Raw genomic sequence first — 14,924 nt, 5'->3', positions numbered from 1 at the left:
ATGACCCGGATGCGCACGGAGGCCGGCAGGCGCGTGTTGCTGGTCGGCTCGGTGATGCTGGCCACGCTGATGCAGGCGCTGGACACCACCATCGCCAACGTCGCCCTGCCCGACATGCAGGGCGCGCTGTCGGCCACCCAGGACCAGGTGTCGTGGGTGTTGACAAGCTACATCGTGGCTGCCGCCATCCTCACCCCGGTCACCGGCTGGCTGGCCGGGCGCCTGGGCAGGCGGCGCTTGCTGATCATCGCCGTCGGCGGCTTCACCGTGGCCTCGCTGCTGTGCGGCATCGCCACCGGCATCGGCGAGATGGTGCTGTTCCGGATCCTGCAGGGCGTGTTCGGCGCCTCGCTGGTGCCGATCTCGCAGTCGCTGCTGCTCGACGCGTTCCCGAAGGAGAAGCACGGCGCGGCGATGGCGCTGTGGGGCATGGGCATCATGGTCGGCCCGATCCTCGGCCCGCCGCTGGGCGGCTGGCTGACCGAGTACTACAGCTGGCACTGGGTGTTCCTGATCAACCTGCCGGTCGGGATCCTCGCGCTCGTGGGGATCATGGCCAGCGTGCGCAAGGACCTGCCGATGCAGCGACCGCTGGACGGCACCGGCCTGGCGCTGCTGGCGCTGGGCATCGGCGCACTGCAGCTGTTCCTCGACCGCGGCGAGAGCCAGGACTGGTTCGGCAGCGTCGAGATCCAGGTCGAAGCCGCCGTGGCGTTCCTGGGCCTGTACCTCTACGGCTTGTGGTGGTTCAACCGCCGCGACCGCGCGCTGCTCGACCTGGGCCTCCTGGCCAACCGCAACTTCGCCGTCGGCTGCGTGCTGATCTTCGTGGTCGGCATCGTGCTGTTCGCGACGCTGGCGCTGCTGCCGCCGTACCTGAGCGCGCTGATGCACTATCCGGTGCTGACCATCGGCCTGGTGCTCGCGCCGCGCGGGCTGGGCACGATGTTCGCGATGATGCTGGTCGGGCGCATGCTGGGCCGGGTGGACGCGCGCATCCCGATCCTGGCCGGCATGGGGCTCATGGTGTACTCGTTGCACGGCATGGCCGGCTTCGGCACCGAGGCCTCGATGGAGGCGATCGTGTGGCTCGGCATCCTCCAGGGCATGGGCCTGGGCCTGGTGTTCGTGCCGATCTCCACGATCGCGTACTCGACCCTCGCGCCCTCGCAGCGTACCGAGGCGGCGGGACTGTTCAGCCTGGTCCGGAACATCGGGTCCTCGGTCGGCATCTCGATCGTGGTCACGCTGCTGTCGCGGGCCACCCAGGTGAACCATGCCGAGATCGGCGCGCGGATCCCCGCCTTCGGCGCGGAGCGGACCCTGCTGCCGGCGACGTGGGATCCGGCGACGGCGACCGGGGCGCGCCTGCTCGACCTCGAGCTCGCGCGCCAGTCGCTCGCCATCGGCTACGCCAACGACTTCTGGCTGATGATGGTGCTCACCGCGGGCGCGATGCCGCTCGTCCTGCTGCTCGGTGGCGGGCGCCACGCCCGGGGCGCGGCCACCGGCGACGTCGCCGCGGCGCACTGAGGCCCGCCGCGGGCGCGACCGTCAGTACACGCCCTGCGCCAGCATCGCGTCGGCCACCTTCACGAAGCCGCTGATGTTGGCGCCGTCGACGTAGTTGACCGTGCCGTCCTTGCGCCGGCCGTGGCGCACGCAGTTGCCGTGGATGTCCTTCATGATCGCGTGCAGGCGCTCGTCGACCTCGGCGTGGTGCCAGGACAGGCGCAGCGCGTTCTGGCTCATCTCCAGTCCCGAGGTGGCCACGCCGCCGGCGTTGGACGCCTTGCCCGGCGCGTACAGCGTCCCGGATTCCAGGAACACGTCCACCGCCTCGAGCGTCGAAGGCATGTTCGCGCCCTCGGCCACGCAGACCACGCCGTTCTTCACCAGGGCGCGCGCGTCCTCGCCGTCCAGTTCGTTCTGGGTGGCGCAGGGCAGGGCGATCTCGGCCGGGATGTGCCACGGGCGCCTGCCGGGCAGGTACTCGAAGCGCGGGTCCTCGCCCAGCTCGGCGAGGCGTCCGCGACGCACGTTCTTCAGTTCCATCACCGCTTCGATCGCTTCCATGTCGAAGCCGTCGCGGGCGTAGAGCGTGCCGCCGGAGTCGCTGAAGGTCAGCACCTTGCCGCCCAGGTCGGTGGCCTTGATCGCCGCGTACTGGGCGACGTTGCCCGAGCCGGACACCAGTACGCGCGCGCCGTGCGTTTCGCGGTGGGCGTGGTGCAGCATCTGCTCGACGAAGTACACCGTGCCGTAGCCCGTGGCCTCCGGGCGCATCAGGCTGCCGCCGTAGGCCAGGCCCTTGCCGGTGAACACGCAGCCGGCCTGGTTGGACAGCTTCTTCATCATCCCGGCCATGTAGCCGACCTCGCGCGCGCCGACGCCGATGTCGCCGGCGGGCACGTCGGTGTCCGGGCCGAGGTGGCGGTACAGCTCGAGCATCAGCGCCTGGCAGAAGCGCATCACCTCGCCGTCGCTCTTGCCCTTGGGATCGAAGTCGGCGCCGCCCTTGCCGCCGCCCATGGGCAGGGTGGTGAGCGCGTTCTTGAAGGTCTGCTCGAAGGCGAGGAACTTCAGGATCGACAGGTTCACCGTCGGGTGGAAGCGCATGCCGCCCTTGTACGGGCCGATCGCCGAACTGTGCTGCACGCGCCAGGCGCGGTTGACCTGGACCTGGCCGTGGTCGTCGACCCACGAGACGCGGAACTGGAGCACGCGCTCGGGCTCGACCAGGCGTTCCAGCAGCCCGTCGCGGGCGTACTCCGGATGGCGTTCGAGGAACGGCCACAGGCTGGCGGTGACTTCCTTCACAGCCTGCAGGAACTCCGGCTGGCCCGGATCGCGCCGCTCCACGCGGGCGAGGAACTCTTGCCTCGAAGGTGGCATGGTCATGTCCTGGGTTGGCTTGGCGCCGGCGCGTGCGCGCCGGACGCCCGGGTCAGGCGAGGCGCTCGACCACCGCGGCGGCGGCGCGCGCGGTGTCGACGGCAGCGCCGCGCGCGGCGAGGTCGGCGGTGAACACGCCGTCGTCCAGCGCCGACGACACAGCGGCCTCCACCGCCGCCGCATCGGCCTCGAGGCCCAGCGAGTGGCGCAGCAGCATCGCGGCGCTGAGGATCGTGGCGTAGGGGTTGGCGATGCCCTTGCCGGCGATGTCGGGCGCGGAGCCGTGGATCGGCTCGTAGATGCCGACCTTGCCCGCGCCGAGCGAGGCCGATGCCAGCAGGCCCAGCGAGCCTGCGAGCATCGACGCCTCGTCGGTGAGGATGTCGCCGAACATGTTCTCGGTCACGATCACGTCGTAGGCGCGCGGCTTCGACAGCAGGTGCATGGCCATCGAATCCACCAGCTGGTGCTCGAGGGTCACGTCCGGGAATTCCTCGTGCACCACGCGCGTGGCGACGTCGCGCCACAGGCGCGAGGTCTCGAGCACGTTCGCCTTGTCGACCGAGGTCAGGTGGCCGCGGCGCTGGCGCGCCAGGCCCGCGGCCACGCGCACCACGCGCTCGATCTCGTCGACGGTGTAGCGGCACAGGTCGCTGGCGTCGGTCGTGCTGCGGGTCTTGTCGCCGAAATAGATGCCGCCGGTGAGTTCGCGCACGACCACGATGTCCACGCCCTCGAGCAGTTCGGACTTGATCGGCGAGGCGCCCAGCGCAGCCGGGTGCGGGCGCACCGGGCGCAGGTTGGCGAACAGGCCCAGGGCCTTGCGGATCGCCAGCAGGCCCTGTTCCGGGCGCACCTTGGCGTTCGGGTCGGACCACTTCGGGCCGCCGACGGCGCCCAGCAGCACCGCATCGGCGTTGCGCGCGGCCTCGAGCGTCGCCGCGGGCAGCGGCTCGCCGTGGCGGTCAATGGCGATGCCACCGATGTCGTGCTCGGCGAAACGGAACTCGTGGCCGAAGCGCGCGGCCACGGCTTCGAGGACCGGAACGGTGGCGGAGACGATCTCGGGACCGATGCCGTCCCCGGGCAGTACGACGATGTCAGCTTGCATGGAGTCGAAAGTCTTGCGTGGAAGGAATGCGGGGCCGGCGGCCGGCGCGCGCGTGCCGGCGGACGCGCGGGGCGCATCCGTCGGTCGCGCGGGGCATGTCGCTCAGGCGGTGGCGCGGGCGTCGGCCGAGGGGGTGCGGCCGGGATTGCGGCGCAGGATGCGGTTGGCGACGTCCAGCCAGGCCAGCGCGCTGGCCTCGATGATGTCGCGGCTGATGCCGCTGCCCTGGTATTCCACCCCCTCGTGGTGGACGCTCAGCGTCGCCTCGCCCTGGGCATCCGCACCGAGGCCGACGCTGTGCACGCTGTAGCTCTCCAGCGACAGCTTGACGCCGGTGGCGTTGGCCAGGGCCGCGAACAGCGCGTCCACCGGGCCGTCGCCCAGCGCGCTTTCGCTGACCTTGCGCCCTTCCGGGTCCGACAGCTCGACCTGGGCGCTGGCGCGCTGGCCGCGGTCGCTGATCGTCATCGACGCCAGGCGGTAGCCCTGGCCGGTCACGCCGCCGCTGATCAGCCGCTCCAGGTCGTCGTCCTCGACCACGCGCTGCTGTTCGCACAGCGCCTTGAACTGCGCGAACACCTGGTCGAGCTGCTCGTCCTCCATGGTGTAGCCCAGCGCGCGCAGGCGGTGCTCGAGCGCGGCGCGGCCGCTGTGGCGGCCCAGCACCATCTTGGTGTCGGGCCAGCCGACGTCGGACGGGTTCATGATCTCGTAGGTGCTGCGGTTGCGCAGCATGCCGTGCTGGTGGATGCCCGACTCGTGCGCGAATGCGTTCTCGCCCACGATCGCCTTGTTGCGCTGCACCGGCATGCCGATCAGGCGCTGCAGCAGCTGCGAGGTCGGGACCAGCCGGGTGGTGTCGATGCGCGTGTCGAGCTCGTAGAAGGCGTTGCGCACCTTCAGCGCCATCACCACTTCCTCGAGCGCGGCGTTGCCGGCGCGCTCGCCGATGCCGTTGATGGTGCATTCGATCTGGCGCGCGCCGCCCTCCATCGCCGCCAGCGAGTTGGCCACGGCCAGGCCGAGGTCGTTGTGGCAGTGGGCGCTGAACACGACGTCCTTCGCCCCGGGGATGTTGGCGATCATGCGCGCGAACAGGCCGCGGATCTCCTCGGGCGTGGTGTAGCCCAGGGTGTCGGGCACGTTGATCGTGGTGGCGCCCGCGGCGATCGCCACGCCGACCGCCTCGTGCAGGAAGTCCTCCTCGGTGCGGGTGCCGTCCTCGGGCGAGAACTCGACGTCGTCCACGTAGCGGCGGGCCAGGGCGACGTGGGTGGCGATCGAGTCGATCACCTGCTGCTTGCTCATCCGCAGCTTGTGCTCGCGGTGCAGCGGGCTGGTGGACAGGAACACGTGGATGCGCGGCCTGGCGGCGCCCTCGAGCGCGCGCGCGGAGGCCTCGATGTCGGCGGGCAGGCAGCGAGAGAGCACGGCCAGGGTGGTGTCGCGCAGCTCGCGCACGATCTGCGCGGTGGCGTCTCGGTCGGACTGGGAGCTGGCGGGGAAGCCGGTTTCGATGACGTCGACGCCCAGTTCGGCCAGCGCACGCGCCATCACCACCTTCTGCTGCGGGGTCATGCTGCAGCCCGGGGACTGCTCGCCGTCGCGCAGGGTGGTGTCGAAGATGCGTACGAACTCGGGGTTGGTGTTCATGCGAGGAGTTCCTCGGGAAGATCTTTGCCGATGGTACCCGCCGCGGACTCGGTCCGGGGCCGGGGGATGGTGCGTTCGGGGAGGACGCCGGCGGGAAGCGGGGCCTGCTTCGCCGCCGGCGATGGAAGTCGCTCGCGCACGCGCCGGCGCGGCTTGCGCGGCGGGCGCGGGCGGACCTCCGAGAGCAGGGTGGCCAGGACCGGGGCGTCGAGGTTGCCCCCGGAGACCACGGCGCACTTGCGCTTGCCGGCGACGCGCTTGCCGGCGGCCAGGGCCAGGGCGCCGGCGCCCTCGGCGATGATGTGCTCCTCCAGCGCCAGCCGGACCAGGGTCTCGCGCAGCTCGGCCTCGCGCACGATCACCACGTCGTCCAGCAGTTCGCGCAGCAGGCGCTCGGTGAGGTAGCCCGGCTCCTTGACCCGGACGCCGTCGGCCAGCGTCGGCCGCGGGTCGACCGGGGCGCGGTCGCCGCGCAGCGCGCGGGCCATGGCGTCGACGCCTTCGACCTGGGCGCCGACGATGCGCACGCCCTGCGACTTCAGCGCCAGCGCCACGCCGGACGCGAGGCCGCCGCCGCCGATCGGCACCAGCACCACGTCCGGGTTCATTGCGGCGATCTCCAGGCCCACCGTGCCCTGGCCGGCGATCACGTCGGGGTCGTCGAAGGCCGACAGCAGACGGAAACCGTTCTGTTCGGCCAGCTCCCTGGCGAACGCCTTGGCCTCGTCGTAGGTGTCGCCGTGCAGGCGCACGGTGGCGCCCCAGTGGGCCACGCCGGCGACCTTGGTGTCGGGCGCGGTGCGCGGCATCACCGTGATCGCCGGGATGCCGAGGCGGTAGGCGGCCCAGGCCATGCCCTGGGCGTGGTTGCCGGCCGAGGCGGTGATGACGTAGCGGTCGTCGCCGCGTTCGCGCGCGGCCAGCAGCGCGTTGAGCGCGCCGCGGACCTTGTACGACCCCGTGCGCTGCAGGTTCTCGAGCTTGAGCCAGGTGCCGAAGCGTTCGGCGTAGTGGGTCGGGGTGACGTCGAGGTACCTGCGCAGCCGGGCCTGGGCCGCCAGCACGTCGCTGGCGGTCACCTGGGTGGCGGCGGCTACGGCGGGGTCCATCAGACTTCCGTCAGCCAGTGGCGCCAGGCTGCTTCCCGGCCGCGCACGACGCGCGCGTACAGCGCCTGCAGCTCGCGCGTGACCGGGTTGTCGCCGTACTGGCGGTCCTCGATCTGGGCCACCGGCGCGACCTCGGCGGCGGTGCCGCAGGCGAACACCTCGTCGGCCTCGAGCAGCTCGGCCAGCGGCACCGGGCGCGCCTCGGCGCCGGTCAGGCGCAGCAGGGTGTCGCGGGTGATGCCGTCCAGCGAATCGCCGTGCGCGACCGCGGTGAGCCGGCCGTCCCTGACCATGAACACGTTGGCCCCGGTGCACTCCACGACCAGTCCGTCGCGGTCGGTGAACAGGGCCTCGTCGAAGCCGCGCGCCTTGGCCTCGCGCTTGGCCAGGATCGAGTTGACGTAGCCGCCGCACAGCTTCAGCGGGGGCAGCGAATCGGACGGGTTGCGGCGCCAGTTCGACACGCCCAGGCGGGCCCGGCTGCCGTTGAGGTGCACCTGGGTGGCGGTGGTGGCGACCATCAGGTGCGGAACGTGGCCTTCCACGTCGAGGCCGAAGCTGCCTTCGCCGAACCACGCCAGCGGGCGGATGTAGGCGTCGCGGTGGCCGTTGGCGCGCAGGGTCGCGAGCACCGCGGCGGTGGCCTGGGCCGGGTCGAAGGGCAGGCCGAACATCTCGGCGCCGCGGCGCATGCGTTCCAGGTGCTCGGGCAGGCGGAACACGGCCGCGCCGCCGTCGTCGAGGGCGTAGGCGCGGATGCCCTCGAACACGCCGCTGCCGTAGTGCATGGCGTGGGTGGTCAGCCCGGCCTGGAGGCCGTCGGCGGGGACGAGTCCGCCGTCGAACCAGGCCAATGCGACGGACGCGGCGGCCTGCGGGCGGGGGGCTTCGGCGAGGGGAGTGACGGTGGCGCTCATGGTTCGGTATCCGGTGGTGGGGGTCAGCGGTCTGGCGTGGTGCGGGAGGTCCGCGTTACGGGCAGGGCTGTACCGATACCGAGACGCAGTCGTAGAGCTTGGCCAGCTGCTGCTGCAGCGAACTGTCGGAGCGTTCGCCCTCGACCGTCATCCGCAGCGTCCAGTTCCCGTCCTCGGGGTTGGTGGTGCCGTCCACCGCCAGCGGGCGGAAGCCGCGGCGCTCGGTGGTGCCGAGCACGCGCGCCAGCACGCCCTCGGCGCGGCGCAGGGTCAGTTCAAGCTGATAGCGCATTGTTCGGCTCCTGGGAGGCGGACGGGGCGGATGCGGACGGCGCCGCGACCGGCGCGCCGGTGTCCAGCGTGCCGGCGTCGTCCGGGTCCATCATCTGCGCGTTGTTGTGGTTCGGCGGCACCAGCGGCCAGACGTTGGCGGCGGTGTCGATCGCCACGTGCAACAGCGCCGGGCCTTCCGCGGCCAGCAGCGCCTTGAGCGCGTCCTCGACGTTCGCGGCCTTGTCCACGTGCAGCGCCTGGATGCCGAACGCGCGCGCGACCTCGGCGAAGTCCGGGTTGTCGGACAGGTCGATCTCCGAATAGCGCTTCTCGAAGAACAGCTCCTGCCATTGGCGGACCATGCCCAGCGCGGAGTTGTCCAGCAGCACGATCTTCACCGGCAGGCGATAGCGGCGGATCGTCGCCAGCTCCTGGATGTTCATCATGAACGAGCCGTCGCCGCTCACGCACACCACCAGCGCGTCGGGGTTCTCCGCCTGCGCGCCCATCGCCGCCGGCAGGCCGAAGCCCATCGCGCCGAGCGAGCCGCTGGTCAGGTGCTGGCGCGGGTGCTGGAGGCGCCAGTGCTGGGCCACCCACATCTGGTGCTGGCCGACGTCGCAGGTGACGACCGCGTGCGGCGCCAGCTCGCTCAGGCGCCTGAGCAGGGCCGGCGCATACACCGACTCCCCGGGCGCGTCGTAGCGCGGGGCGCAGCGCGCCTTGCGCTCCATGCACAGGTCGCGCCAGGCCTTGCGCGCGACCGAGTGCCGGCCTTCCATCTGCGCCGCCAGCGGCGCGGCCAGGCGCGACAGGCTCTGGTTCAGGTCGCCGGGCACCGAGACGTCGGCATGGCGCAGCTTGCCGATCTCGCTGCAGTCCCCGTCCAGGTGGACCACGCGCGCGTTCGGCGCGAACTCGGCCAGCTTGCCGGTGGCGCGGTCGTCGAAGCGGGCGCCGACCACGAACAGCAGGTCGCACTCCTGGACTGCCATGTTGGCGGCGCGGTTGCCGTGCATGCCCAGCATGCCGAGATTGGACGGGTGGTTCGCGGGCAGGGCGCCCAGGCCGCGCAGGGTCAGCACGGTGGGCAGGCCGGTGAGGTCGACGAACTCGCGGAACGCCTCCACCGCATCGCCCAGGACCACGCCGCCGCCGGCGTAGACCACCGGCTTGCGGCACTGCGAGATCAGCGCGGCGGCCTCGTGCAGCGCCGCGTCCGGCGGGCCGGGCACCGGCTCGACCGGCAGCGGCGAGTGCACCGGCAGGTGCGAGGCGTCGGCCTGCTGGATGTCCTTGGGCAGGTCGATCAGCACCGGTCCGGGGCGCCCGCTGCGGGCGATCCGGAACGCCTCGGCGAACATCCGCGGCAGGTCGTCGACGCTGCGCGGCAGGAAGCTGTGCTTGACGATCGGCATGGTCATGCCGAACACGTCCAGCTCCTGGAACGCGTCGGTGCCCATCAGGAAGGTCGGCACCTGGCCGGTGAGCACCACCATCGGCACCGAGTCGAACATGGCGTCGGCGATGCCGGTCACCAGGTTCGACGCGCCCGGGCCGGACGTCGCGACGCAGACGCCGACCCGCCCGCTGGCGCGCGCGTAGCCGTTGGCGGCGAACGCCGCCCCCTGCTCGTGGCGCACCAGCACGTGCTTCAGCGACGCGCCGTGCAGCGCGTCATAGAACGGCATGATCGTGCCGCCGGGGTAGCCGAAGAGCGTGTCGACGCCCTCGGCCTCGAGTGCCTGCACCAGCCAGTGCGCACCGTTCATCACGCGGCCTCTTTCTGGTCCTTCGGGGAGTTGTCCAGCCACACCATCTTCGCGCGCAGCTTCTTGCCGACCTGCTCGATCGGGTGCTCGAGGTCGGCCTGCTTGTAGCGGTTGTAGTTCGGCAGGCCCGCCTCGTACTCGGCCACCCAGTTCTTGGTGAAGGTGCCGTCCTGGATGTCCTTGAGCACTTCGCGCATGCGCTGCTTGACCGACTCGTCGATCACGCGCGGGCCGCTGACGTAGTCGCCGTACTGCGCGGTCTCGGACACGAACTCGAGCATGCGGGTGATGCCGCCCTCGTAGAACAGGTCGACGATCAGCTTCAGCTCGTGCAGCACCTCGTAGTAGGCGATCTCCGGCTGGTAGCCGGCCTCGACCAGCACCTCGAAGCCGGCCTGGACCAGCGACGAGGCGCCGCCGCACAGCACGGCCTGCTCGCCGAACAGGTCGGTCTCGGTCTCTTCCTTGAAGTTGGTCTCGATCAGGTTGGCGCGCGCGCCGCCCAGGCCGTCGGCGTAGGCCAGCGCCAGCTGGCGGGCGTTGCCGCTGCGGTCCTGGTGGATCGCGTAGATGCAGGGCACGCCGCGGCCGATCTCGTACTCGCGGCGGACCAGCGCGCCCGGGCCCTTGGGCGCGACCAGGATGACGTCGAGGTCGTCGCGCGGGGCGATCATCCCGTAGTGCACGTTCAGGCCGTGCGCGAACAGCAGGCACGCGCCCTGCTTCATGTTCGGCGCCAGCGCCTCCTCGTACACCTTCCGCTGCACCATGTCGGGGGTGAGCACGGCCACCAGGTCGGCGTCCTTCACCGCCTCGGCAGGCGACCTGACCATGAAGCCGTCGGCCTTGGCCTTGGCCTCGGTCGGGCCGCCCGGGCGCAGCCCGACGGTCACGTCGAAGCCCGAGTCGCGCAGGTTCAGCGCATGGGCGCGGCCCTGGCTGCCGTAGCCGACGATGGCGATGCGGGGCTTGGGAAGGGAGGACTGGGTCATGTCGGTTCTCTTGGCGGTGACGGTGTTGGTTGGAGGCTGGCTGGGCAACAAAAAACCCCGCCCTTGCGGTGCGGGGTTCTGCGATTCGGCGCCTTGTGCTTACGCGCCCGATCGACCCGCACCTGTCGGCGAGGTAATAAGGGCGAGTACGAGAATGCTCGACGCGGCAGGCGCGTCGGGGACATTCGGGGCGGTGGTGTGGCAATGCAGCATTCGCGCAAACTAAACCCCGGTTTCGCGGCTTGTCAAGCGCAAACCGCGTGCGCCTGGCGGCAATTTCGTTGCCGGGGAAATCGTTGCAACCGTAACGGTGAAAACTCCCGACAATGCCGCTTTGACGCAATGCGTCATTCCCCCGCGCAGCTCAATGCCTGATTACCGCTCGAAAACCTCCACCCACGGTCGCAACATGGCCGGCGCCCGCGCCCTGTGGCGCGCCACCGGCATGCGCGACGGGGATTTCCAGAAACCCATCATCGCCATCGCCAATTCCTTCACCCAGTTCGTGCCCGGGCACGTGCACCTGAAGGACCTCGGCCAGCTGGTCGCGCGCGAGATCGAACGCGTCGGCGGCGTGGCCAAGGAGTTCCACACCATCGCGGTGGACGACGGCATCGCGATGGGCCACGACGGCATGCTGTACTCGCTGCCCAGCCGCGAGGTCATCGCCGATTCGGTCGAATACATGGCCAATGCGCACTGCGCGGACGCGCTGGTGTGCATCTCCAACTGCGACAAGATCACCCCGGGCATGCTGATGGCCGCGCTGCGGCTCAACATCCCCGCGGTGTTCGTCTCGGGCGGGCCGATGGAGGCGGGCAAGACCCGCCTGGCCGACCACAAGCTCGACCTGATCGACGCGATGGTCATGGCCGCCGACCCGAGCGCGTCCGACGAGCAGGTGGCGGCGGTCGAACGCAGCGCCTGCCCCACCTGCGGCTCGTGCTCGGGCATGTTCACCGCGAACTCGATGAACTGCCTGACCGAGGCCCTGGGCCTGTCGCTGCCGGGCAACGGCACCGTGGTGGCCACCCACGCCGACCGCGAGGCGCTGTTCAAGCGCGCGGGCGTGCTGGCGGTGGAGTTGTGCCATCGCTGGTACGGCGCCGGGGACGAACGCGCGCTGCCGCGCGGCATCGCCACGTTCGAGGCGTTCGAGAACGCGATGACGCTCGACATCGCCATGGGTGGTTCGACCAACACCATCCTGCACCTGCTGGCCGCCGCCCAGGAGGCCGGGGTGCCGTTCACCCTGCACGACATCGACCGGCTGTCGCGCAAGGTGCCGCAGCTGTGCAAGGTCGCCCCGAACACGCAGAAGTACCACATCGAGGACGTGCACCGGGCCGGCGGCATCATGGCCATCCTCGGCGAACTGGCGCGCGGCGGCCTGGTGCATACGGACGTGCCGACCGTGCATGCGCCGACCCTGGGCGAGGCGATCGAACGCTGGGACGTGGCGCGCACCTCCGACGCGGCCGTGCACGCCTTCTACCGCGCCGGCCCCGCCGGCATCCCGAGCCAGGTCGCCTTCAGCCAGGACACGCGCTGGCCGGAGCTCGACCTGGACCGCGCCGAAGGCTGCATCCGCGACGTGGACCACGCCTATTCGAAGGACGGCGGCCTGGCCGTGCTCCACGGCAACATCGCCGTCGACGGCTGCGTGGTGAAGACCGCCGGTGTGGACGAGTCGATCCTCGTGTTCGAGGGCCCGGCGCGGGTGTACGAGAGCCAGGACGCCGCGGTGCAGGGGATCCTCGGCGACGAGGTGCGGCCGGGCGAGGTGGTGGTGATCCGCTACGAGGGCCCGCGCGGCGGGCCGGGCATGCAGGAGATGCTGTACCCGACCAGCTACCTGAAGTCGAAGGGGCTGGGGAAGCAGTGCGCGCTGCTCACCGACGGGCGTTTCTCCGGCGGCACGTCGGGCCTGTCGATCGGCCATGTCTCGCCCGAGGCAGCCGCCGGCGGCACGATCGGCCTGGTCCGGGACGGCGACCGGATCCGCATCGACATCCCGGCGCGCTCGATCGAGCTGCTGGTGGACGAGGGCGAACTGGCCACGCGCCGCACCGCGCAGGACGCCGCCGGGTGGAAGCCCGCGCAGACACGCGCGCGCAAGGTCAGCGCGGCGCTCAAGGCCTACGCCCTGCTCGCCACCAGCGCCGACAAGGGCGCGGTGCGCAACCTCGCGATGCTCGAGGGCTGAGGGCCCCGCCCGTGCGGGCCGCGGTCGCCGGTCAGCCCTCCCAGGCCGGCAGCTTCTTCTTCACCGCCACGTTCTTCAGGGTGACGTAGGCCGGGATCCCGTCCCTGCCGTAGGGCGGCGGCGCCTCGCCTCGGATCAGCGGCTCGAGGTAGGTGCGCGCCTTGTCGGTGATGCCGTAGCCGTCGCGGCGGATGAAGGCCTTCGGGAAGGTCTTCTCGTGGTTGGCGACCTTGTGCAGGGGCGCGCTGCCGATCTTCCAGCGGTACGGGCGGTCGGAGGTGCGCACGATCACCGGCATGGTCGCATTGCGGCCCTCGAGCGCGAACTTCACCGCGGCGCGGCCCACCGCGATGGCCTGTTCGAGGTCGGTCTTCGAGGCCAGGTGGCGGGCGCTGCGCTGGAGGTAGTCGGGCAGGGTCCAGTGCACCTTCAGGCCCAGCTGGTCCTTGACCCGGCCGGCCAGGTACGAGGCCACGCCGCCGAGCTGGGTGTGGCCGAAGGAGTCCTGGCCGCCGCCGGAGTCGGCCACGAAGCGGCCGTCCGCGGTGCGGACGCCTTCGCTGGCCACCACCACGCACCAGCCCACGCGGTCGACCACCTTGCGCACGTTGGCCAGGAAGTCGGCTTCGTCGTAGGGGCGCTCGGGGAACAGGATCAGGTGCGGCGCCTCGTCCGGGCCCTTGCCGGCCAGCCCGGCGGCCGCGGCGAGCCAGCCGGCGTGGCGGCCCATGGCCTCGTAGATGAAGACCCGGGTCGACGTCTCGGCCATCGCCGCGACGTCGAGCGCGGCCTCGCGCACCGAGACCGCGGTGTACTTGGCCGCCGAGCCGAAGCCCGGGCAGCAGTCGGTGACCGCGAGGTCGTTGTCGATGGTCTTGGGCACGCCGATGCAGGTGAGCGGATAGCCGAACTCCGCGGCGAGCCTGGAGACCTTGGCGGCGGTGTCGGCCGAATCGTTGCCGCCGTTGTAGAGGAACCAGCGCACGTCGTGGGCGCGGAACACGTCCAGCAGGCGTTCGTACTTCGCCCGGTCCTGCTCCACCGACTTGAGCTTGTAGCGGCACGAGCCGAACGCCCCGCCCGGGGTGTGGGCCAGGCCGCGGATGGCCGCCGCCGTCTCCTTCGAGGTGTCCACCAGGTCCTCGCGCAGCGCGCCGAGGATGCCGTTGCGCGCGGCCAGCACCTTGACCCCGCGGGCCCGCGCTTCGCCGATCACGCCCGAGGCGGTGGCATTGATGACGGCGGTGACACCGCCGGACTGGGAGTACAGCAGGGTTCCTGAAGCCATGGGCACCTTCCTGCGGGTGGTCGGATGGAGGGGGTCGATGGGTTAAAGTGGCGCCTGATCCGCGGCGACGGGCGAGTGTAGCAACGCCCGGGACCGCGTCCGGCCTTCGTCCTGTGGGGATTTCGTCGATGCGATTGGTACTGTTGGGAGCGCCCGGCTCGGGCAAGGGAACCCAGGCGGCGCGCCTGAAGGAGTATCTGCAGGTGCCGCACATCTCCACCGGCGACCTGCTGCGGGCCGAAGTGGCCGCCGGCAGCCCGCTGGGCCTGCAGGCCAAGGAGGTGATGGCCCGCGGCGAGCTGGTCAGCGACGACATCCTGCTGGGCATGCTGCGCGAGCGCTTCTCGCGCGACGACACGAAGGCCGGCTTCATCCTCGATGGTTACCCGCGCAACCTTGCCCAGGCCGCCGCGCTCGACGAGCTGCTGGGCAGCCTCGGGCAGAAGTTCGACGCCGCGATCCAGCTGACCGTCGACAACGAGCAGATCATCGAGCGCCTGGCCGGCCGCGCCAAGGCCGAGGGCCGCGCCGACGACAACCCCGAGTCGGTGCGCAAGCGGCTGGAGGTCTACGACGCCCAGACCGCGCCGGTGATCGAGTTCTACCGCCAGCACGGCCAGCTCACCGTGGTCGACGGCGTCGGCTCGCTGGACGAGGTGTTCCAGCGGATCATCGAGGCGATCGCGCCGGCCAAGGCGGTCGGCTGAA

The 14,924-nt window shown here is 71.1% G+C and carries 12 protein-coding genes; 3 read left to right on the top strand and 9 right to left on the bottom strand.

All coding sequences use genetic code 11. The features are described 5' to 3' along the window. Positions 1 to 9: 9 nt before the first annotated feature. The gene (locus LUTJ29_RS0104415; RefSeq protein ID WP_084524672.1) at positions 10 to 1,533 is read left to right on the top strand and encodes a DHA2 family efflux MFS transporter permease subunit; all 1,524 of its coding nucleotides are present in this window, start codon (positions 10 to 12) and stop codon (positions 1,531 to 1,533) included. A gap of 21 nt (positions 1,534 to 1,554) precedes the next feature. Here the strand turns inward: LUTJ29_RS0104415 and gdhA are convergent, their stop codons facing one another. The 8 genes from gdhA to ilvC form a co-directional block, all read right to left on the bottom strand. After that, a complete protein-coding gene (gene gdhA, locus LUTJ29_RS0104410) occupies positions 1,555 to 2,895 on the bottom strand; it encodes an NADP-specific glutamate dehydrogenase (protein WP_027071490.1) in 1,341 nt (446 codons plus the stop codon). A 52-nt stretch (positions 2,896 to 2,947) separates the two neighbouring features. After that, positions 2,948 to 4,006, bottom strand: coding sequence for a 3-isopropylmalate dehydrogenase (gene leuB, locus LUTJ29_RS0104405; RefSeq protein WP_027071489.1), 1,059 nt, complete (start codon positions 4,004 to 4,006; stop codon positions 2,948 to 2,950). A 102-nt stretch (positions 4,007 to 4,108) separates the two neighbouring features. Continuing rightward, a complete protein-coding gene (locus LUTJ29_RS0104400; RefSeq protein WP_027071488.1) occupies positions 4,109 to 5,659 on the bottom strand; it encodes a 2-isopropylmalate synthase in 1,551 nt (516 codons plus the stop codon). Beyond that, a complete protein-coding gene (locus tag LUTJ29_RS0104395; protein WP_043740366.1) occupies positions 5,656 to 6,768 on the bottom strand; it encodes a threonine dehydratase in 1,113 nt (370 codons plus the stop codon). The genes LUTJ29_RS0104400 and LUTJ29_RS0104395 overlap by 4 nt, the downstream gene beginning before the upstream one ends. Next, positions 6,768 to 7,685 carry an aminotransferase class IV gene (locus tag LUTJ29_RS0104390; protein ID WP_084524638.1) on the bottom strand — a complete coding sequence of 306 codons (918 nt, stop codon included), beginning with the start codon at positions 7,683 to 7,685 and terminating at the stop codon, positions 6,768 to 6,770. The genes LUTJ29_RS0104395 and LUTJ29_RS0104390 overlap by 1 nt, the downstream gene beginning before the upstream one ends. 55 nt (positions 7,686 to 7,740) lie before the next feature. Beyond that, a complete protein-coding gene (locus LUTJ29_RS0104385; protein WP_027071485.1) occupies positions 7,741 to 7,977 on the bottom strand; it encodes an ACT domain-containing protein in 237 nt (78 codons plus the stop codon). Next, positions 7,961 to 9,730, bottom strand: coding sequence for an acetolactate synthase 2 catalytic subunit (ilvG, locus tag LUTJ29_RS16075; protein ID WP_051322682.1), 1,770 nt, complete (start codon positions 9,728 to 9,730; stop codon positions 7,961 to 7,963). The genes LUTJ29_RS0104385 and ilvG overlap by 17 nt, the downstream gene beginning before the upstream one ends. Continuing rightward, the gene (ilvC, locus tag LUTJ29_RS0104375; protein WP_027071484.1) at positions 9,730 to 10,722 is read right to left on the bottom strand and encodes a ketol-acid reductoisomerase; all 993 of its coding nucleotides are present in this window, start codon (positions 10,720 to 10,722) and stop codon (positions 9,730 to 9,732) included. Before ilvC ends, ilvG begins: the two co-directional genes overlap by 1 nt. A gap of 367 nt (positions 10,723 to 11,089) precedes the next feature. Here ilvC and ilvD point away from each other — a divergent pair, with 367 nt between their 5' ends. After that, the gene (ilvD, locus tag LUTJ29_RS0104370) at positions 11,090 to 12,928 is read left to right on the top strand and encodes a dihydroxy-acid dehydratase (protein WP_027071483.1); all 1,839 of its coding nucleotides are present in this window, start codon (positions 11,090 to 11,092) and stop codon (positions 12,926 to 12,928) included. Positions 12,929 to 12,959: 31 nt separating this feature from the next. Here ilvD and LUTJ29_RS0104365 read toward each other — a convergent pair whose 3' ends face one another. After that, positions 12,960 to 14,216 carry a 6-phosphofructokinase gene (locus LUTJ29_RS0104365; RefSeq protein ID WP_027071482.1) on the bottom strand — a complete coding sequence of 419 codons (1,257 nt, stop codon included), beginning with the start codon at positions 14,214 to 14,216 and terminating at the stop codon, positions 12,960 to 12,962. 128 nt (positions 14,217 to 14,344) lie between these two features. Between LUTJ29_RS0104365 and LUTJ29_RS0104360 the strand changes: the two genes are divergently transcribed. After that, positions 14,345 to 14,923, top strand: coding sequence for an adenylate kinase (locus LUTJ29_RS0104360; RefSeq protein ID WP_027071481.1), 579 nt, complete (start codon positions 14,345 to 14,347; stop codon positions 14,921 to 14,923). Position 14,924 lies beyond the last annotated feature (1 nt).

Origin of the sequence: Luteimonas sp. J29 (assembly GCF_000472505.1) — a bacterium.
Classification (GTDB): domain Bacteria; phylum Pseudomonadota; class Gammaproteobacteria; order Xanthomonadales; family Xanthomonadaceae; genus Luteimonas.
This window is presented reverse-complemented; position numbering and strand designations above follow the sequence as displayed.